The organism is Enterobacter sp. FW301-JW81 (assembly GCF_058788735.1).
In genome coordinates this window covers 37,848-57,188 of the sequence record NZ_JBYTBA010000003.1, presented here as the reverse complement: position 1 = coordinate 57,188, position 19,341 = coordinate 37,848, and the positions used below count along the sequence as shown (strand labels likewise).

Genomic DNA, 19,341 nt, shown 5'->3' with positions numbered 1-19,341 from the left:
CGATTTAAGATTTTTAATTCAATGAGATAAGCCAGCGTACGTCTTCGCTGGCCTGGAGGGGGCGGACATATTGATTTGCGGAGTAAGAACGCTTTCAAAAAGCGTGATTCAGCGGTAGCAGAGAAATACGGGACGCTTTCCTACAGTAAACAGAAAGCTGTTCTCCCCCTGCGGCAGGACGGTATAGGTGATACTTTTCTCTGGGTATACATAAAAATCTGGAAGCACTTCACTCAGATTCTCATCAGAGACGGAGTCATCGTTAAATATTTTATTCACTTTTACCGAGTAAAAATGAAGGGCGTCTTTGTTTTCAGTCCAGGTATAGGACACGTCCCGGCGGATACCCCCCAGAACCGTATCATTCTGAGCATAAGTCCCGTTTATTGATACCACGCCGGTTTGCGTTTTAAGAGAGTAAATGAAATCAAGCGTCACGTTGGCTCGAACATTTTTGTGATAGACAACAATGGACGCTGAACAGATCTCAGAGTTTTGCCTCTTTTCTGCCCGCAGATGCAATAGCCATGAGATGAATAAGCCTGAGACAAAAAGCAGCAGGCAGGCGACGGCAATCGTTTTTTTAGTCACTGATTTTTCCACCGAAAATAGAGCGTGACGCACCGTGAGTTTTCTGAGGTTTCAAAAGGTTCTCTGCAAATTAATGCCGAAAGTGCAGGAGCAGTACTGGACGAGAGGAAGTAAATCCACGGATATTTTTTACAATCCAGACCGGTCTGCAGGATCGTGTTTTTGGCTTTGGTAAAACCGCCCGTTTTTTTGATGTCATCATTTTGAGAGACAAAATGGCACTCATTCTCATTTCTTATGATGGTATAGTCGTTAAAAAAATCCCTTTCTGAATGTGGCGTCCACGGCAGATGGAACATGGATAAACCAAGGCCAAAGGAAAGCAATAGCAGAAGGGCAATGCGCGAGTATTGCACCCATTTCCTGTTTACTGTGCCTGTCTTTGCTACGGATGCAGGTAATGTATTCGCCGTCATTTCAGGCTCAGGTATTAATGCTTCAACCGGTGACGGGTCAACAAACTGCTGTTCCGGCGTCTCTTCTTCGGTAGCGACTCTGGTCACCTTAACGCTGCTGTCAATCTGGAAACCCTTGCGCGGCACCGTGGACACGAGCGTTTCGTCGGCTTCTGCTACGGTGCGAAGTCCGCGACGAATGATAGATATGTTCTGATAAAGCGTATTTGTCGGAACGAGCATGCCGTCTTCAGCCCATACAAAGGTGAATAATTCTTTTTGCGTAACGACGTTGGGCCAGGATTCCAGTAATAGTGTTAAGCAACGGCTGGCCGGGGCGGTAATGATTACGCTCAGCTCGGGTTTGCTTACTGAGGCTAACGTGTTTTTTTCTGGATGGAACTTTATCCTGTCGTTAATTATCCAGAACATATATCAGTTACCGTCTCGAAAAGAGGATTTCACATTATTTAAGAATTATATCCTCAATGTTTACATTGTCAAAGCCGTGCGTAAGCGTCTCAAAACATCTTTTAGCGTAGTTTTTTAGTCCTCTTTTAAGAATATCTTTCAATAAGGTCATTCGCCACCTGCCTCTGCAGGGAAGGGCTGCGTATGCCCTGGCTGTAATAAACAGAGGCTGCAGGCGCGCCGGAACGACGGAAAATAAGGGCGTAATATAATATGAAGTGGTGCGAAGGGTATTAAATGGCATTAATGTTAATTCTGTGATTTTATTTTAAAGGCTCTCGCTATTTAAATATTTTAACAGGGTCGTGCTGTTTGCTGAATTAAAATGTGAAGAATAAAAAGGCTGCATTACGCAGCCTTTTTTATCACTTTTTAGGGAACACCCACACATGCTTCTCCGGCAGCGAAAGATGGCAGTGCTGAGGGTCGCGAACCTCATGCCCATACGCGCGGATGACAAAATCATCCCCCACCGTGCGGAACAGGTACTCCCAGCGGTCACCGAGATACATGCTGGTGAGCAGCGGCAGCTCAAGCTGATTGTCCCCAGGCCCCTCCACTACCGCGACGCGCTCGACGCGGATCACCGCCGTGGCTTCATCACCGCTCTGCACCCCTTCACCGGCCTGGCCCCAAAGCACCCAGCCTTTTCCTTCGATACGCGCTCTGCCGTCGCGCACTTCGGTGACTTTGCCGTGCAGGCGGTTGTTGCTGCCCATAAACTCGGCGGTAAACAGCGTTTTAGGCGAGCCGTACATCTCCTGAGGCGTGCCCTGTTGCTCAATTTTCCCGTTGTTCAGCAGCAGGATACGGTCGGAAATGGCCATCGCTTCGTTCTGGTCGTGCGTCACCATCAGCGCCGATAGCCCGAGCTTGATAATCAGCTCGCGCAGGAACACGCGGGCCTCTTCGCGCAGCTTGGCGTCGAGGTTAGAGAGCGGTTCGTCCAGCAAAATCACCGGCGGGTTGTAGACCAGCGCCCGGCCAATCGCCACGCGCTGCTGCTGCCCACCGGAGAGCTGGTGCGGGTGACGTTTGCCAAGATGGCCCAGACCAAGCTGGTCCAGCACGTCCTGCACGCGCTGCTGGATCTCTTTGGCCGGGACTTTGCGCAGCTTGAGCGGATAGGCCACGTTTTCAAAAACGGTTTTGTGCGGCCACAGGGCATAGGACTGGAACACCAGCCCCAGGTTACGCTCTTCCGCCGGGACCTCGCTGCGCGGCGTGCCGTCGTAAACTTTATTTTTACCAATGACAATCGACCCCTGGGTCGGTTTTTCCAGACCCGCGACGGCGCGCAGCAGGGTGGTTTTGCCGCTGCCGGAGGGGCCCAGCAGGGAGACCACTTCGCCGCGCTTCAGGTTCATGGAGACACCTTTTAAAACAGGATTGTCGCCGTAGGTTAAGTGCAGATCGTCAACCGCTAATTCAATCATGTATTTTGACTCCGAAACGAAGGGCAATGCCCAGACCTACCACGACCAGCAGGATGTTAATGAAAGAGAGCGCCGCCACGATATCGATGGCACCCGCGGCCCAGAGGGAAACCAGCATCGAGCCGATGGTTTCCGTGCCGGGTGAAAGCAGGTACACACCCGTTGAGTATTCGCGCTCAAAGATCAGGAACATCAGCAGCCACGAACCGATAAGACCGTAGCGGGAGAGCGGAATGGTGACGTGGCGGGTGATCTGCCCGCGCGTCGCCCCGGTGCTGCGCGCCGCCTCTTCAAGCTCCGGCGCCACCTGTAACAGCGTGGAAGAGATAAGCCTCAGCCCGTAAGCCATCCACACCACGGTATAGGCCAGCCAGACGCTGAAAATGGTGCTGCGAAGCGAGCGCAGCCAGACGATGAGGTTTTCGCGCATCCAGTCGGACCAGGCAAAGCCGAAAAGCCAGCCGGATTTCAGCGCGTTATCGAGCCACATCGGCAGGAACAGGAACACCCACAGGAACGCCAGACCCGCCAGCAGGCCGGGCACGGCGCGCGGCACCAGCACGCTGTAGTCGAGGAAACGCGTGGTGTTGTCCGGCTTGCGGTGCATGGCAATGCCGACAAACAGGTAGCACACCACGGCCAGCGCGCCGCCAATTACCCCAATCGCCATGGAGTTGACGATGGCGCGCAGCAGGTTGGGCTGGGACCAGATGGTGCGGAAGGTGTTCAGCGAAAGTTCATCCCACAGCGAAACGCCCACGCCCCAGTTGGAGATAAACGCGCGCAGCACCACGCCGAGCAGCGGAACACCGATGGTCACGGTGAGCCAGAAGGCAATCACCGCGCCAGCCACCCAGCGCCATTTGCCCAGCGGTAGCGCGCGCGCCTGAGAAGCCTTGCCCTTCATGGTGACGAAGCGGTTGGCGGTGCGCATCAGGCGACGCTGGAGCATCACCAGCGGGATGGTGATGCAGATCAGCACCACGGCAACCGCCGCCATCAGGTTATAGGAAGGGGTACCCATCTTGTTCGTCAGCTTATAAAGATAGGTCGCCAGCACCATGTTGCCTTCCGGGTCGCCGAGCACCAGCATCAGGCCGAACACCTCCAGCCCGAGGAAGAACAGCAGCACGGTGGCGTACAGAATGGACGGGCGCACCATCGGCAGGCTGACGGAGGACATTACCTGCCAGGGAGAGGCTCCCGCGGTACGCGCGGCCTCTTCCACATCGGAGCCCACGCTGCGCAGCGCTGACGAGATATACAGATAGGCGTGCGGGACGTGCGTCAGGCCGGCAATGACCACAATGCTCGACATGTCGTAGATATTCCACGGCACAAAGCCAATCAGCGCCTCAGCCCACTGGGAGAGAAAGCCCACCGGACCGGCGGCCACCACATAGCCGAAGCCCAGCACCATCGGTGACACGAAAATCGGGACCAGGATCAGCGGCTCAATCAACCGGCGGCCGGGCAGGTCGGTACGCACCATCAGGAAAGCCAGCACGCCGCCCAGTGGGATAGATATAAAGACCAGCCCGAAAGCCAGAATAAAGCCGCTTTTCAGGGCCTTATAAAAATCAGGATCGGTAAAAATAAAATCAAATGATTCAAAGCTCCACTCTTTTGACGGCGAAAAGAACGGGGCGGACAGGAAGCTCTGGATCACGATAAACGACAGCGGCGTGTAGATAACCAGGGCGGTTATCAGCACGACGATGCCTCGCGGCAGGCTTTGCCACTTTCTGCGTAATGTGTTCATGGGGTATCCCTGGTATTGCAGCCCAGATAAATGAACTCGGTCGATAAGTGAGCGCGGCGGCCTGCGCCGCGCTCAGACGCTTATTTGCCGGCGGCGGTACGCCACTCTTTGATGTACTCCAGGCGTTTTTTCGGCTGCAGATATTCCAGCAGCGTTTCATCAACCGGGATCGGCTTCAGCGCGTTGCCGAGGATTTTGGTCAGGCCATCGATATCATTTTTCCCTTCGATATCGTTACGAATGGAGGGAATGTCCGCCTGATTGGCGAGAATGCTTTGCCCATGTTCAGACAGCACGTAGTCCAGCCACAGTTTTGCCGCATTGCTGTTTTGCGATTGCTGGCTGATGAACGACACGCGCGACAGCACCAGGGTGTAGTCTTTTGGATAGGAAATGCCGAGCGACGGATCGTTCTTCGCACGCGCTTCCGCATAAGAACCGAGGATATTAAAGCCGATCAGGTTTTCCCCGGAGGAGACGCGCTCCATCATGGTACCGGTAGACGACTGCACCGATAAGCCACCTTTGGCGACGTCGGCCAGAGTTTTAAAGTAATTAGGATCGGCATTGTGATCCTGGACCGAGAGCATAAAGCCCAGACCCGACTTTTCGATGTCGTAGGTGGTGACTTTGTTCTTGAATTTGTCCGTCTGGCTGGCAATCAGCTTCGCCAGCGCGGCGTGAGAGTCCGGTACGTCACCGGCCGGGATCAGGCGCTTGTTGTAGATAAAGACCACCGGCTCATAGGTGGTGCCGTAGGCCTTATCTTTCCAGACCGCCCATTTCGGCAGCTGGCTTTGCTCCGGAGATTTGTACTCCATGGCGTAGTCGGTGGCGAGCTTCAGGCCGGTGTCCATAGAGGAGCTCCAGACCACGTCGCCGCTCACGCCGCCGGAGGCCTGTTCGCTGATGAAACGGTTGTACAGCTCGGTGCTGTTCATATCGTTGTATTCAACTTTAATGCCCGGGTAGGTTTTTTCGAAGCCCTGGATCAGCGGTCCGGCAGCTTTGATGTCGGTGGTCGAGTAAATGACAACCTTGCCCTCTTTTGTCGCGGCATCGACAACCTTTTGATACTCGGCAGGATAACCCTGCGGCAGGGCAGCGAGTGCAGAAGCAGAGAACAGTACGGTAGCGGTAATCAGAGAAATTCGGAATGTGTTCGACATTATAGTTAACCTTTTAGTTACATTTGAGGAACTAATTGTCAACATAGCGCAGTGCGCTCCGCCCACAATAGGGGGGAGCGGATAATGGTTCCGAAGTGTGATTGTCGCCGTCGTTTCAGCAATTAACACCATAAAATCCGCGAACGTTAGCCTGTGAACGGTTTCGGATTACGGTTTATCGGGGGTTTTGCGGTATAACCTTCGCGGATGACCAATATTGCCATATAGCATTTCGACGCAAATTAACCCGCTCTCCACGCAGTATTCGAGATAGCGACGCCCCGTGGTTTTGCTGATCCCCACGCTTTCCACCACCTCTTCAACCGACATTGCACTGTCGGGACGGTCGGCGAACAGGCGTTTAATCCGCTCCAGCGTCTGGGGCTCAATGCCCTTCGTCGACGGCGTCAGCGAGGACTCCGCGGCAGGCAGGTTAAACAGACGATCCAGCGCATGCTGATCGACCACCTTCACCTGCTGCACGGTGTGGATGAAGCGCATAAACCGCTCCAGCGAGGCGTGCAGACGCTGGAAAAAGACGGGCTTAATCAGGTAGTCAAACGCGCCGCTACGCATGGCGTGGCTGCAGGTCTGCATATCGCTGGCGGCGGTGATGAAGATCACCGAGCATTCATAGCTTTTCAGCAGCGGGTTGTCGATTAACTCCACCCCTTTGCCGTCCGGGAGATAGTTATCCAGCAGGATAAGCCGCGGCTGATATTGGCGGATCAGGCCGTGCGCCTGTTCGATTGACGCGGCGATGCCCACCACGCGCAGATGAAAATTCTGCTCGATATACTCGCGATGCAGCTCCGCCAGGTGCGGCTCATCCTCAACGATCACAACATCAAGTGCTCGGGTCATGCTTTAGCCCATTCGGAATAAACACAGAAAAAATAGTCCCTTGTGGCGTGTTGTCGGCAATCTCAATGCTGCCGCCGGCCTTCTCGATATATCCTGCCACCAGAAACAGGCCAATACCGTGCTCGGTACCCACAATGTCGTTTTCACGTTCCGGCTTGCTGCTGAACCCCTGGCGAAAAATATGCGGCTTCATCGCATCGTCCACCCCGCAGCCCCGGTCGGCCACCTCGATCAGCAGCTCCTGGTTACGGTCAGAAATGTAGAGTTCTACCGGCGCGGGGACCGGTGCGTTGAGGGTCGCATCCACGGCGTTATCCAGCAAATTACCGATAACCGACATCAGCTCCGTTTCATTGAGCGCGGCAGGCATGCGGATAAGCTGGCAGGCGGGATCAAACAGCAGCTCAATGCCTTTTTCGCGCGCGCTGACGTATTTTCCGAGCAGCAGCCCGCACAGCGCGGGGGAGACAAAGCGGGCAGAGACAAAATCCAGCACGCGCTGCGCGCCTTCTGACTGCACCTGAATGTAGCGGATGGCCTCGTCATAGTGCTTCATCTGCAGCAGCCCCACCAGCGTGGCGGTCCAGTTCAGCTGTTCGTGGCGCATAATGCGCAGGTTATCCGCATAGCGCTTGATCTGACTAAGCTGACTGCTGAGCGTGTTAATGTCGTTTTTGTCGCGAAAGCTATACACCCAGCCGCTTTCAACGCCGGGCTCAACCTCAATCGCGACGCGGTTGACGATCACCTCCCGCTGGTTCAGCACGGCAATCTGGTCATGACTGCCACTGCTCACCGAGGCGTAGCGCTGGGATAAAAACCCCGGCGACGTCTGCAGAACGTCTTCCAGCGGTTTGCCGATAAGCTCTTTCTCACTTTGCCGAATATCCAGCATCTCTCGCGCGGCGCGGTTTATTAGAATCAGCTGCTTCTCCTGATTGACGGCAAATATCCCTTCGTACATCGCTTCTAATAGCGCCCTTTGCTGCAACACCAGCTGAGCGATATCTTTTGGCTCAAGACGGAACATCTGTTTTTTGAGGTTGCGGGTAAACAACCAGGAGAAAATAAACAGCAGCAGCAGAAGCGCAATGCCGTACAGCCCGGACTGCCAGAGTATGCGGGCGTTAATATTGGCAATATACGACGTCAGATAGCCGACCGAGACAATGCCAATCACCTGATGCTGCGCGTTAAATATCGGGGCTTTGCTGCGCAGCGACACGCCAATTCCGCCCTGACGTACGGAGATAATGGTTATGCCTTTTAACACCTCCGCGTTATCCCCGCCGATCATCGGTAAATTAATGCGCTCCGGAGATTCCGAGTGATAAAGGTGCTGCTCGCGCGTATCGCCAATCACAATATAGCTGGCATCGCTTTCGGCGCGCAGCGGCTGAATTAACCGGGCTATCCCCGGAATATCTCTGGCCGCTACCATGGCCGCCAGGCCCGGCATCAGCGCGATCTGGCTGGCCTGAACCCGGGCGCGCTGGCCGAGGTCGTGATGAAGCTGCCGGTCAATAAAATGAAACAGGATCGTTCCCAGCAGAACTAACAGCAGGCAGGAGAAGCACACCAGCGCTAAAAATAGCTTTACCTGAAAAGAGAGTCTGCGTTTCATTCAACCTACGGTAGCTTTATCAGTGACACATTTGCGGAGCCTGACATGGGCTCATAGCGGACGCAATCTGGCGAGAAAAGAGTTGTGACCTGGCTTTTCGTTTTCGGCGTTATAGCTATCAGGATCCCGTAAGGCTATGCTTCATTCAGCACGATAATAATTACAGAGGCAATGTCATGGATAAAGAACTACTGGACGCGGGCTACCGGGCCTATACCGGCGAGAAAATTGACGTTTACTTCAACACCGGGATCTGCAAACACTCGGGTAACTGCGTGCGTGGGAGCGCAAAGCTGTTTAATCTGAAGCGTAAACCGTGGATTATTCCCGATGAAGTGGACGTTGAAACGGTTGTACGCGTGATTGATACCTGCCCGAGCGGTGCGCTGAAGTATCGCCAAAAATAAGCGAGGAACCATGGATATTCTGGAAGGCCATAATAAGTTTTACGTGAATGATGCGAACGGCAACCAGGTCGCGGAGATTGTCTTCGTGCCGACCGGCGAGCACCTGAGCATTATCGAGCACACTGATGTGGATGAAAGCCTGAAAGGGCAGGGCGTCGGTAAACAGCTGGTGGCGAAAGTGGTGGAGAAGATGCGCGGTGAGAACCGTAAAATTATCCCGCTGTGCCCGTTCGCGAAACATGAATTTGATAAAACGCGGGAATATGACGATATTCGGGCGTAACTAACACCGGCGATGGCCGGTGTTTTTTTATCTCATCTGCTCAAAAAGCAATACCAGCGCGATCAGCACCATCAACCCTCCCGATGCCCTGCTCACCAGCCGCGCCGCCTGTGGCCGAGTCGCCAGCACCGCTTTCGAACCATACCCCACCAGCAGGTAGACCAGGGTACAGGTGATAAGATGCATTATCCCAAGCGCAGACATCTGCATCGCTATCGACCAGCTTCCGGTCGGGTCTGTAAATTGCGGAAGCAGGGCCAGGAACAGTAAAAAAACTTTCGGGTTTAGGCCGCTAATGCAGAGCCCTTTCATCGCCCACTGCGTCCAGTTTCCCGCGTGTTGGGTGGCCTTTTCCGGTGCGGCCGGGTGTCGCAGTAACGTTATGCCAAGCCACAGCAGATAAAGGGCTCCCGCCACGGTCAGCCCGGCTAACGCCAGCGGATGTTGGGCAATCAATACCCCCACGCCTGCCACCACAATCAGCGTGGCTAATAGATGCCCGGACATAAGCCCCATCACCGCCGGGACCACGCGGCGCCCGTTAATCCCGGCGCTAATGGCGTAGGCCCAGTCGGCCCCAGGGGTCATGATGAGCAGAAAAGAAACCACCCAAAAGCCGGCCACAATACTCATTTCCATCGTCCTGAAAACTCCCGCAGTGCGTCAAACGTTGCGAAAAAGAATATCGCTAACCCTGCGAAATAGGCTTTCAATGTTATGCTCATAACACGGTTAAATTGAGAAAATCTTCCACATGGATAGCATCGATCGAAAAATTCTTGCTGAGCTGCAGTCTGATGGCCGCCTGTCGCTTACCGAGCTGGCTGAGCGGGTGAATCTGAGCCTCTCGCCCTGCCATCGTCGCGTGCGGGCGCTGGAGCAAAGCGGGGCCATAACGGGATACCGGGCCAGCCTCGACCCCGCCAAAATGGGGTTTAACTTCCTGGCGATAGTGTTTGCGACGCTGAAAGAGGGTGACCGCAAGGCGGTTAGCGCGTTTGAAGAGGCGGTGGAAGAGATCCCGCAGATCGTGCTGGCCCAGCGCCTGTTTGGCGATCCTGACTATCTGATGCACGTCGTGACCCGCGACCTTTCCGCTTTCCAGAAGCTTTACGACGAGAAGCTCTCCGCCATGCCCGGCGTGCAGCATCTTCGCTCAACGCTTGTTATGAAAACGGTGGTGCAGGACAGGCCTTTTCCGCTATAAATGGCCTGCCCGGCAGCGCGCCGGGCAGGAAAGGGAATTAGCCGACAAACATCACCGACACGCACAGCACGCCGACGATAAGCGTCAGCAGGTTGCCAATGGAGCGGTACTGTTTCAGCGAGGGGATGAGATACGTCGACAGCGTCGGCATGATGAACAGGATCATGGCGATAAGCGGGCCGCTGATGGCGTAAATCATCGAAATGGCGTTCGGGTTAATGCAGCAGACTGCAAAGGTGATTAACGACACCCCCATAATGGAAATCGCGCGGTTAAAGGCGCGGCTCTTTTTCACACCCACCTGATTGAGCGACGACTTCACGATCTCCGTTGCCCCTTCAATCACCCCAAAATAGGTGCCGAGGAACGATTTCGACATCGCAATAATCGCCACGATAATCCCGGAAATGCCCAGCCAGGCCGGAGAAGAGGGCATCATCGATAGCGCCGACAGGATTGTTACCCCTTCCTCTTTGGCGGCCACAATGTACGAAGGCGGGATAGAGAGCAGGCAGCTGAAGACGAAGAACAGCACGCTCAGGCAGATAATCAGGTACGCCACCTTCATGATTTTCTTGCATTTAGCCATGGCCTCGTCCCCGAACTTCTCGCGGCGGTCAACGGCGAACGTCGAGATAATCGGGGTATGGCTGAACGCGAACACCATCACCGGAATCGAAATCCACACCTGATGCAGAGTATGGCGATCGAACGCCATCTGGCTGGTGAGCAGCGAGGGCTGCCAGCTGCCGGTCAGATAGAGCGAAACAAACAGGAAATAGGCAATTAGCGGAAACACCAGGAAGCCCATCACCTTTATCGTGATATGCCGCCCCATCAGGAAGATCAGGTTCAGAACCAGCACCACGCCAAGGCTGACCAGCACGCGAACGGTGGTGTCTACCGTCAGGCGTTTCGCCAGCTGCTCCGTTAACGAGTTGGTGATGGCCACCGCATAAATCTGCACCACCACAAAGAAGGCGATGAAATAGAGCGTGGTGATCAGATTGCCAATCTTCCTGCCGTAGTAATGCGAGACGGCGCCGGTGATCCCTTCATTACCTTTTGTTTTTGACGACAGGATAAATTGCGCCAGCGCCCGGTGCGGCCAGTAGGTTAATGGGTAGGCCACAAGGGCGGTAATAAACAGGACAATAGCGCCTGCGGAGCCCAGCTGAATGGGCAGGAAAAGCGTTCCTGCGCCCACGGCCGTGCCGTAGAGAGCGAAACTCCAGAGAGTCTCATCTTTTGACCAAATTTTCGACATTAGAGCAACGTTTCAACTATCAAACCATCGGAATGGAGTGCAATTTACCATAGTTATGCGTGGAGAGCGCAGTTGCTTCGAAGGCGACTGGCCGGAACGGGCGTCCGGCCAGAGGAGGTTTAGCCTGCCAGGGCGCGCCGTTGCTGGCGACGCTTAAGGAATTTCTCGCGCAGGCTATCGTACGCCCAGTTGTAGAACATGGTGTACGGCAGGAAGAACAGGAAGAAACCTATTTCCAGTGTGAATGCCTGAAGCAGCGTGACGCCCAGGACGGCGGCAACAATCGATACGCCAATCACAATAAAGCCGCATTCGAACCCCAGCGCATGCAGCGCACGCACTTTCGCCGTACGTTTCACGCGCTGAACCGGCCAGAAACGGTCGAAGCCGAAGTTATAAATGATGTTCCAGACCATAGCCGTAGTGGCCAGGATAATGGTCAACCCACCCATCTCTACCACGGAACGCTGCATAAGCCACGCCGCCGTGGGGGCGAGGAGCGCCGTTGCGATCCCTTCGAAACACACAGCGTGAAAGATCCGCTCCGGCAGTTTACGTTGGAGTGCATCCTGATGTTGCATAGTCATAGGCCTCATTAATTCGCCGGTATGGGCGTTGATGCAGCCTATTTTCATCGGTAAAGCTGATATATTAAAGATAGTATCCATCGCTAAAGTAGATAGGTTATGCGTTATTCACCCGAAGCCCTTACCGCCTTTGTTGAGACCGTTGCGGCCGGATCTTTTTCGGCAGCCGCACGCCGGCTGCGTAAAAGCCAGTCGACGATCAGCACGTCTATTGCCAATCTTGAAGCCGACCTGGGATTCGAGCTGTTTGACCGCTCGGCGCGCCAGCCGGTGTTAACGGCTCAGGGGGAACAGGTGCTGGGCTACGTGCAGGCCATCCTTGCCGCCAGCACGCGGCTGGATGAGCTGGCGGTGTCGCTCACGGCGCAAACGGAGGCGCGCCTGACGTTTGTCCTTTCCGATACCCTCAACCCGGACGTGCTGGAAAAGATGATGAAACAGTTTGACGCGCGCTTCCCCCATACGGAATTCGAATGTCTGATTGGCGAGGAGGAGGACGTGATCGATCTGCTGCAAAAAGAGCGAGCGCAGATTGGTCTGACGGAAGCGCGAGACGGCTATCCCACCGATATCGGCGCCACCCGGCTGCCGATGCAGACCCGCATGGCGATTTATGTCTCGACCACGCACCCGCTGGCCGGTCAGGATGACGTTCAGCATGACGAGCTCCACGGCTGGCGGGAGCTGCGGCTTAGCACCTATCTTGAGCGCGAGGCTGAGATCGCGCGCGGGCCCGTCTGGTCAGCACCAAATTACCTGTTACTCTTGAGTATGGCGGTACAGGGATTTGGCTGGTGCGTGCTACCGTGCGCGCTGGTGGATGAATTTGCCGCCGCGAAATCTCTGGTACAGCTTAATGTTCCAGGTTGGCCGCGGGCGATCGGCATCGATCTGCTGTGGAATAAACGATCCCCTCCCGGCGTGGCCGGAAGCTGGCTGCGGCAGTATCTGCAGGATGCGCGCTGATCCTTGTGATTAAACTCACTATTTTTAAACAATTAAGATAATTGCCAGTAACAATCCTCTACTATCGTCATGTCATTTAACACAGAGGTCGTGATGAAAGATGTCGTAATAGTGGGTGCGTTGCGTACAGCTATCGGCTGTTTTCAGGGAGCGCTTGCGCGTCACTCGGCGGTTGACCTGGGCAGCGTGGTGGTGAAAGCGCTGGTGGAACGCAGCGGGATCGCAGCACATGAAGTGGATGAGGTGATCCTGGGACAGGTGCTCACGGCCGGCGCCGGGCAAAACCCTGCGCGCCAGGCCGCGCTGAAGGGCGGGCTGCCCAATACCGTTTCCGCCATTACCATCAACGACGTCTGTGGGTCAGGATTAAAAGCGCTGCATCTCGCCACGCAGGCCATTCAGTGCGGCGAAGCGGACGTGGTCATCGCCGGCGGACAGGAGAATATGAGCCGCGCGCCGCACGTATTGACCGACAGCCGTACCGGCGCGCAGCTGGGCAACAGCCAGCTGCTCGACAGCCTGGTGCATGACGGGCTGTGGGATGCGTTCAACGACTACCATATGGGCGTGACGGCGGAAAACCTGGCGCGCGAGTACGGCATTAGCCGTGAGCTGCAGGACGCGTATGCGCTAAGCTCGCAGCAAAAAGCGCGCGCGGCGATTGATTCCGGGCGTTTTCGCGACGAAATTGTCCCGGTCAGCACCCGGCGTCAGAGCGGCGAGGTTATCGTCGTGGATACCGATGAACAGCCGCGCACCGACGCCAGCGCGGAAGGCCTGGCGAGGCTGAATCCGGCTTTTGAAACGCAGGGCTCGGTCACGGCGGGAAACGCTTCTTCTATTAACGACGGTGCCGCAGCCGTCATGATGATGAGCGAAAGCAAAGCCCTCGAACTCGACCTTCCCGTGTTAGCCCGCATTAAGGCCTTCGCCAGCGTGGGGGTTGATCCTGCGCTAATGGGGATTGCGCCGGTCTACGCGACGCGCCGCTGCCTGGATCGCGCGGGGTGGCAGCTCGCTGATGTGGATCTGATTGAGGTGAACGAAGCCTTTGCCGCACAGGCGATCTCGGTCGGCAAAATGCTGGAGTGGGATCCGCTGCGGGTCAACGTTAACGGTGGGGCGATCGCGCTGGGGCATCCTATCGGCGCGTCCGGGTGCCGAATCCTGGTTTCGCTGGTCCACGAAATGAAAAAGCGCAACGCCCGTAAAGGGATTGCCACCCTCTGTATAGGCGGTGGGCAAGGGGTGGCGCTGGCCATCGAACGTTAATCTTTCCTCACTGAAAAAACCTCCTCCGGGAGGTTTTTTTTATCGTGCTTTTTTTCTCCCGGCGGTTATATCGTGATCCGCACATCATTTTCGCGATAAACAAAAATAAAAATGAAACGATGTTTTAAATATAATTGAAAAGCCCACTTTATGCCGATAGTATGTGTTCAATACGAAAACGGAACGCTGTTTCGTTTATTTTCTGCCTTCGGGCATGACCACATCTGGAGGTTACCGTGGACGTCAGAGAAAGCATCCACAGTGCGCACGCCAAAACGCTGGATACTCAGGGGCTGCGCAATGCGTTTTTAGTCGAGCAGGTGTTCGAGGCCGATAAGTACACCATGGTTTATAGCCATATCGACCGCATTATCGTGGGCGGGATTATGCCCGTCGCGAAAGCCGTCTCCGTGGGCGGCGAAGTCGGTAAACAGCTGGGGGTAAGCTATTTCCTCGAGCGTCGCGAGCTCGGCGTGATTAACATCGGCGGGCCGGGCACCATCACCGTAGACGGACAATGCTATGAGATTGGTCATCGCGAGGCGTTGTACGTGGGTAAAGGTGCGAAAGACGTGGTCTTTGCCAGCATCGACGGCAGCAGGCCTGCGAAGTTTTACTACAACTGCGCGCCGGCTCACGTCACCTTTCCAACCAAAAAAGTGACCCCGGCAGACGTCGCGCCCGTCACGCTTGGCGACAACCTCACCAGCAACCGCCGCACCATCAATAAGTACTTCGTGCCGGACGTGCTGGAGACCTGCCAGCTCAGCATGGGACTGACCGAGCTTGCGCCGGGCAACCTGTGGAACACCATGCCGTGCCATACCCACGAGCGCCGGATGGAAGTCTACTTCTACTTCAATATGGAAGAGGACGCCTGCGTGTTCCACATGATGGGACAGCCGCAGGAAACGCGCCATATCGTGATGCACAACGAGCAGGCGGTGATTTCGCCGAGCTGGTCCATTCACTCCGGCGTAGGGACGAAAGCCTATACCTTTATCTGGGGAATGGTGGGGGAAAACCAGGTCTTTGATGACATGGACCACCTTGCGGTCAGCGATCTGCGCTAGTCGCGGGCGGTAAAGTAAAAACCTGCCTGTGAGTGACAGGCTCTCAAAGAGTAAGGAACAAACATGATTCTGGATGCATTCTCTCTGCAGGGTAAAGTGGCCGTGGTTTCCGGGTGTGACACCGGGCTGGGGCAGGGGATGGCGTTAGGCCTGGCGGAAGCGGGCTGCGATATCGTGGGTATCAACATTGTTGAGCCAACGGAAACCATCGAGCGCGTGACCGCACTGGGCCGCCGTTTCCTGAGCCTGACCGCTGACCTGCGTAAAATCGACGCCATTCCTGAACTGCTGGATCGCGCGGTGGCTGAATTCGGGCATATCGACATTCTGGTGAACAATGCCGGGCTGATTCGCCGCGAAGATGCGATCAGCTTCAGCGAGCGCGACTGGGACGACGTGATGGATTTGAACATCAAGAGCGTATTTTTTATGTCCCAGGCGGCGGCAAAGCATTTTATTGCCCAGGGGAAAGGCGGCAAGATCGTTAATATTGCCTCCATGCTCTCGTTCCAGGGCGGCATCCGCGTGCCGTCTTACACCGCGTCCAAAAGCGCAGTGATGGGCGTGACCCGCCTGCTGGCGAACGAATGGGCGAAGCATAATATCAATGTGAATGCCATTGCGCCGGGCTACATGGCGACCAACAACACGCAGCAGCTGCGCGCAGACGAGCAGCGCAGCGCGGAAATCCTCGACCGCATTCCGGCGGGGCGCTGGGGCCTCCCGCGCGATCTGATGGGGCCAGTGGTCTTTCTGGCCTCGTCGGCATCGGACTATATCAACGGCTACACCGTAGCGGTCGACGGCGGCTGGCTGGCGCGGTAGCTCGTTTCGGGCAGACACCTCTGCTTTCGGGCGGAGGTTTTTTTTGCTCAAAAATTGTCAAAGTCCATATGGATAAACACGAAAAATCCATACTAAAAAATCATGAATGACTGCCATCACACTTTTAATTCTGAAAAATGAATGAATTAGTAAAATAATGTGATTATTCAGCGTTAGTTGAAATTGTAATGTCCATCACAGATCGCTATGTCGCAGCGAAATAATCCATATCTTCACCTTTTCCCACCTGACACTTTTTCTCGCTATCTCGTAATTTCAGTTAACGCATTTCACTGTTCAGGCAGGAAACCATGACATCAATAAATGACTCTACCCTTATGCCCGCGGCGCTGCGCGATACGCGCCGCATGAATCAGTTTGTCTCCATCGCCGCCGCCGTGGCGGGCCTGTTATTCGGGCTGGATATCGGCGTGATTGCCGGCGCATTACCGTTTATTACCGATCACTTTACCCTGAGTAGCCGCCTGCAGGAGTGGGTGGTGAGCAGCATGATGCTCGGCGCGGCTATCGGCGCGCTGTTCAACGGCTGGCTCTCGTTTCGTCTGGGGCGCAAATACAGCCTGATGGTCGGAGCGGTTCTGTTTGTTGCGGGCTCCATTGGCTCCGCGTTTGCCGCGAACGTTGAAGTGCTGCTGCTCTCCCGCGTGCTGCTGGGCGTGGCGGTGGGGATTGCCTCTTATACGGCGCCGCTTTATCTCTCCGAAATGGCGAGTGAGAACGTGCGCGGGAAGATGATCAGCATGTACCAGCTGATGGTCACGCTGGGTATTGTGCTGGCGTTCCTGTCCGACACGTACTTCAGCTACAGCGGCAACTGGCGCGCAATGCTGGGCGTGCTGGCGCTACCGGCACTGGTGCTGATCGTGCTGGTGGTTTTCCTGCCGAACAGTCCGCGCTGGCTGGCGCAAAAAGGGCGCCACGTGGAGGCGGAAGAGGTGCTGCGCATGCTGCGCGACACCTCGGAAAAAGCGCGCGAAGAGCTGAATGAGATCCGCGAAAGCCTGAAGCTGAAGCAGGGGGGCTGGGCGTTATTCAAAATCAACCGCAACGTGCGCCGCGCGGTCTTCCTCGGCATGCTGCTGCAGGCGATGCAGCAATTCACCGGCATGAACATCATCATGTACTACGCGCCGCGCATTTTCAAAATGGCCGGGTTCACCACCACGGAACAGCAGATGATAGCCACCCTGGTGGTCGGGCTGACCTTCATGTTCGCTACCTTTATCGCCGTATTCACCGTGGATAAAGCCGGACGTAAGCCGGCGCTGAAAATTGGCTTCAGCGTGATGGCGCTCGGCACGCTGATCCTCGGCTACTGCCTGATGCAGTTTGATAACGGCACGGCCTCAAGCGGTCTCTCCTGGCTCTCTGTCGGTATGACCATGATGTGTATTGCAGGATACGCGATGAGCGCCGCGCCCGTGGTGTGGATCCTGTGCTCCGAAATTCAGCCGCTCAAATGCCGTGACTTTGGCATCACCTGTTCCACGACCACCAACTGGGTGTCCAACATGATCATCGGTGCGACTTTCCTGACCCTGCTGGACGCGATTGGCGCGGCGGGAACGTTCTGGCTCTACACGGTGCTGAACGTGGCGTTTATTGGCGTCACGTTCTGGCTGATTCCTGAAACCAAAGGCGTGACGCTGGAACATATCGAGCGCAAGCTGATGGCAGGAGAGAAACTGCGCAATATCGGCGTGTGATCGTCTGGCCTGTTTAAGCGTTTAATACAGTCAGAGTTGGTAAGTCAGTGCTTTATTACAATAGTTACGTAATGAAACTCACTACCAACTCTGGCAGGGGGAGATAAATATAGGGGATTTGAACTTAAGATAATTCTTAGGATAATGTATCATCGGACCACCGCTATTATTTGCGCAAAATGAAACGCATCCTAAAAAGAAAAATGCCTATGTCTGAGATGGATATCAAAAAAAGCACAGATCTTGATTTTCCCCGTTATGCCACCCCGGTTGTACACGCTAAAGAGATAGATCTTTTGGGACTGGTTCAGGTGCTATTGGCGGCGAAAAAGCGCATCGTTGCCGTTACCCTTGCGTTCACCCTGGTAGGGCTTGCCGTTTCATTTTTGCTGCCGCAGAAATGGACCAGTAAAGCCGTGATCACGCAGGCAGAAGAGCTGCAGTGGAACCCATTGCGCCAGATGCTGGTTGCGTTACAGGTGCTTGACGTGGATGCGAAAATTTCCCGCCCGGAAGTCTTTGACCTGTTTATCAAAAAGTTTCAGTCTCAGTCATTGCTCGAAGAGTACATGAAAACCTCTCCTTACGTGACGTCGCAGCTGGAAGGCGCCGAGGTGGACCCGCTTGAGCTGCATCGGGCGATAGTCAACATCTCAGAAAGAATGAAAGCGGTGAACGACACTCAGGCAAAAGATGCGGATAAAATGCCGTATGTCTCCTGGACATTAAGCTTTACCGCGCCGACAGCGGGCGATGCCCAATCCGTCCTGCAGGGATATATCAATTATATCGCAGCGATTGTCGAGAAAGAGACGGTGCAGAATATCCGCAGCCAGATCGCTCTGAAAACGAAAGCCGTTGAGCAGCAGCTGGAGCTGGATCGCGTCCGCCTGACCAATATTCACAATACCAACCTGCAGCGACTGAATTATTCGCTGTCAGTGGCGAATGCTGCAGGTATCAAGAAGCCGGTTTACAGCAACGGCCAGGCGGTGAAGGATGATCCTGATTACTCTGTTGCGCTCGGCGCTGACGGGATTGCGCAAAAACTGCAGATTGAAAAAAATCTGAAGGATGTGACCGAGCTGAATGCGGATTTCCAGAACCGGGAATACTATCTGGCACAGCTGAAAAAACTCTCCTTTGCCGATGTCCAGCTTGAGCCATTCAGGTACCAGCTTTCTCCTTCTATGCCGGTGAAAAAAGATGGCCCGGGTAAAGCCCTGATTGTCCTTCTGTCGGCGATCCTGGGCGGGCTGTTTGCCTGCGGTAGCGTTTTACTGCGCGAAGCGATGCTCACCCGTAATCCGCTGCCGGAGCCGGTGACGGAATAAACTCTGCAGTTTAAAAAAGGCGCTGAATACAGCGCCTTTTTTTATTGGCGTTGCTTGTGCTAGAAAGAGAGACCAGAGATA

Annotated in this window: 19 protein-coding genes; 9 read left to right on the top strand and 10 right to left on the bottom strand. The window is 55.0% G+C overall.

The window, feature by feature from the left end; translation table 11 throughout:
• Positions 1–108: 108 nt before the first annotated feature.
• From AC3WOK_RS11260 to AC3WOK_RS11230, 7 genes are all read right to left on the bottom strand, one after another.
• Positions 109–591, bottom strand: a complete 483-nt coding sequence (locus AC3WOK_RS11260) for a YqeJ family protein (RefSeq protein ID WP_492354535.1) — start codon at positions 589–591, stop codon at positions 109–111.
• The gene (locus AC3WOK_RS11255) at positions 588–1,418 is read right to left on the bottom strand and encodes a winged helix-turn-helix domain-containing protein (protein WP_059311686.1); all 831 of its coding nucleotides are present in this window, start codon (positions 1,416–1,418) and stop codon (positions 588–590) included. Before AC3WOK_RS11255 ends, AC3WOK_RS11260 begins: the two co-directional genes overlap by 4 nt.
• Positions 1,419–1,822: 404 nt before the next feature.
• Positions 1,823–2,893, bottom strand: a complete 1,071-nt coding sequence (locus AC3WOK_RS11250) for an ABC transporter ATP-binding protein (RefSeq protein WP_492354534.1) — start codon at positions 2,891–2,893, stop codon at positions 1,823–1,825.
• Positions 2,886–4,655 (bottom strand): ABC transporter permease, encoded by a 1,770-nt coding sequence (locus AC3WOK_RS11245; protein ID WP_492354533.1) that lies wholly within the window; start codon positions 4,653–4,655, stop codon positions 2,886–2,888. The genes AC3WOK_RS11250 and AC3WOK_RS11245 overlap by 8 nt, the downstream gene beginning before the upstream one ends.
• A gap of 80 nt (positions 4,656–4,735) precedes the next feature.
• The gene (locus AC3WOK_RS11240) at positions 4,736–5,824 is read right to left on the bottom strand and encodes an ABC transporter substrate-binding protein (RefSeq protein WP_492354532.1); all 1,089 of its coding nucleotides are present in this window, start codon (positions 5,822–5,824) and stop codon (positions 4,736–4,738) included.
• Between the two features lie 168 nt (positions 5,825–5,992).
• Entirely contained in the window at positions 5,993–6,688 is a 696-nt protein-coding gene (locus AC3WOK_RS11235) for a response regulator (protein ID WP_059311690.1), read from the bottom strand.
• The gene (locus tag AC3WOK_RS11230) at positions 6,672–8,312 is read right to left on the bottom strand and encodes an ATP-binding protein (protein WP_492354531.1); all 1,641 of its coding nucleotides are present in this window, start codon (positions 8,310–8,312) and stop codon (positions 6,672–6,674) included. The genes AC3WOK_RS11235 and AC3WOK_RS11230 overlap by 17 nt, the downstream gene beginning before the upstream one ends.
• Positions 8,313–8,488: 176 nt before the next feature.
• Here AC3WOK_RS11230 and yjdI point away from each other — a divergent pair, with 176 nt between their 5' ends.
• Together yjdI and AC3WOK_RS11220 are read left to right on the top strand one after the other, a co-directional pair.
• Positions 8,489–8,719, top strand: coding sequence for a 4Fe-4S mono-cluster protein YjdI (yjdI, locus tag AC3WOK_RS11225; protein WP_008499689.1), 231 nt, complete (start codon positions 8,489–8,491; stop codon positions 8,717–8,719).
• 10 nt (positions 8,720–8,729) lie between these two features.
• On the top strand, positions 8,730–9,002 hold the full coding sequence (locus AC3WOK_RS11220; protein WP_008499687.1) for a GNAT family N-acetyltransferase: 273 nt from the start codon (positions 8,730–8,732) through the stop codon (positions 9,000–9,002).
• Between the two features lie 27 nt (positions 9,003–9,029).
• On the opposite strand, the gene AC3WOK_RS11215 is transcribed toward AC3WOK_RS11220, so the two are convergent.
• Entirely contained in the window at positions 9,030–9,641 is a 612-nt protein-coding gene (locus tag AC3WOK_RS11215; RefSeq protein ID WP_447856161.1) for a LysE family translocator, read from the bottom strand.
• 115 nt (positions 9,642–9,756) lie between these two features.
• Between AC3WOK_RS11215 and AC3WOK_RS11210 the strand changes: the two genes are divergently transcribed.
• Complete coding sequence (locus tag AC3WOK_RS11210; RefSeq protein ID WP_021242030.1) at positions 9,757–10,209, top strand: Lrp/AsnC family transcriptional regulator; 453 nt, start codon at positions 9,757–9,759, stop codon at positions 10,207–10,209.
• 37 nt (positions 10,210–10,246) lie between these two features.
• Here the strand turns inward: AC3WOK_RS11210 and AC3WOK_RS11205 are convergent, their stop codons facing one another.
• Both AC3WOK_RS11205 and AC3WOK_RS11200 read right to left on the bottom strand, forming a co-directional pair.
• Positions 10,247–11,476, bottom strand: coding sequence for an amino acid permease (locus tag AC3WOK_RS11205; RefSeq protein WP_059311694.1), 1,230 nt, complete (start codon positions 11,474–11,476; stop codon positions 10,247–10,249).
• Between the two features lie 119 nt (positions 11,477–11,595).
• Positions 11,596–12,057: a multidrug/biocide efflux PACE transporter gene (locus AC3WOK_RS11200; RefSeq protein ID WP_492354655.1), complete on the bottom strand. Its 462-nt coding sequence runs from the start codon at positions 12,055–12,057 to the stop codon at positions 11,596–11,598.
• Between the two features lie 105 nt (positions 12,058–12,162).
• Here AC3WOK_RS11200 and AC3WOK_RS11195 point away from each other — a divergent pair, with 105 nt between their 5' ends.
• From AC3WOK_RS11195 to wzz(fepE), 6 genes are all read left to right on the top strand, one after another.
• Entirely contained in the window at positions 12,163–13,029 is an 867-nt protein-coding gene (locus AC3WOK_RS11195) for a LysR family transcriptional regulator (RefSeq protein ID WP_059311695.1), read from the top strand.
• 93 nt (positions 13,030–13,122) lie between these two features.
• Positions 13,123–14,301, top strand: coding sequence for an acetyl-CoA C-acetyltransferase (locus tag AC3WOK_RS11190; protein ID WP_047347967.1), 1,179 nt, complete (start codon positions 13,123–13,125; stop codon positions 14,299–14,301).
• A 236-nt stretch (positions 14,302–14,537) separates the two neighbouring features.
• Positions 14,538–15,374, top strand: coding sequence for a 5-dehydro-4-deoxy-D-glucuronate isomerase (gene kduI, locus AC3WOK_RS11185; RefSeq protein WP_492354530.1), 837 nt, complete (start codon positions 14,538–14,540; stop codon positions 15,372–15,374).
• 63 nt (positions 15,375–15,437) lie between these two features.
• A complete protein-coding gene (gene kduD, locus AC3WOK_RS11180) occupies positions 15,438–16,199 on the top strand; it encodes a 2-dehydro-3-deoxy-D-gluconate 5-dehydrogenase KduD (RefSeq protein ID WP_059311697.1) in 762 nt (253 codons plus the stop codon).
• Positions 16,200–16,492: 293 nt separating this feature from the next.
• Positions 16,493–17,926 carry an arabinose-proton symporter AraE gene (gene araE / locus AC3WOK_RS11175; RefSeq protein ID WP_346417728.1) on the top strand — a complete coding sequence of 478 codons (1,434 nt, stop codon included), beginning with the start codon at positions 16,493–16,495 and terminating at the stop codon, positions 17,924–17,926.
• A gap of 209 nt (positions 17,927–18,135) precedes the next feature.
• Complete coding sequence (gene wzz(fepE) / locus AC3WOK_RS11170) at positions 18,136–19,260, top strand: LPS O-antigen length regulator Wzz(fepE) (RefSeq protein ID WP_059311699.1); 1,125 nt, start codon at positions 18,136–18,138, stop codon at positions 19,258–19,260.
• The last annotated feature ends 81 nt before the right edge of the window (positions 19,261–19,341 follow it).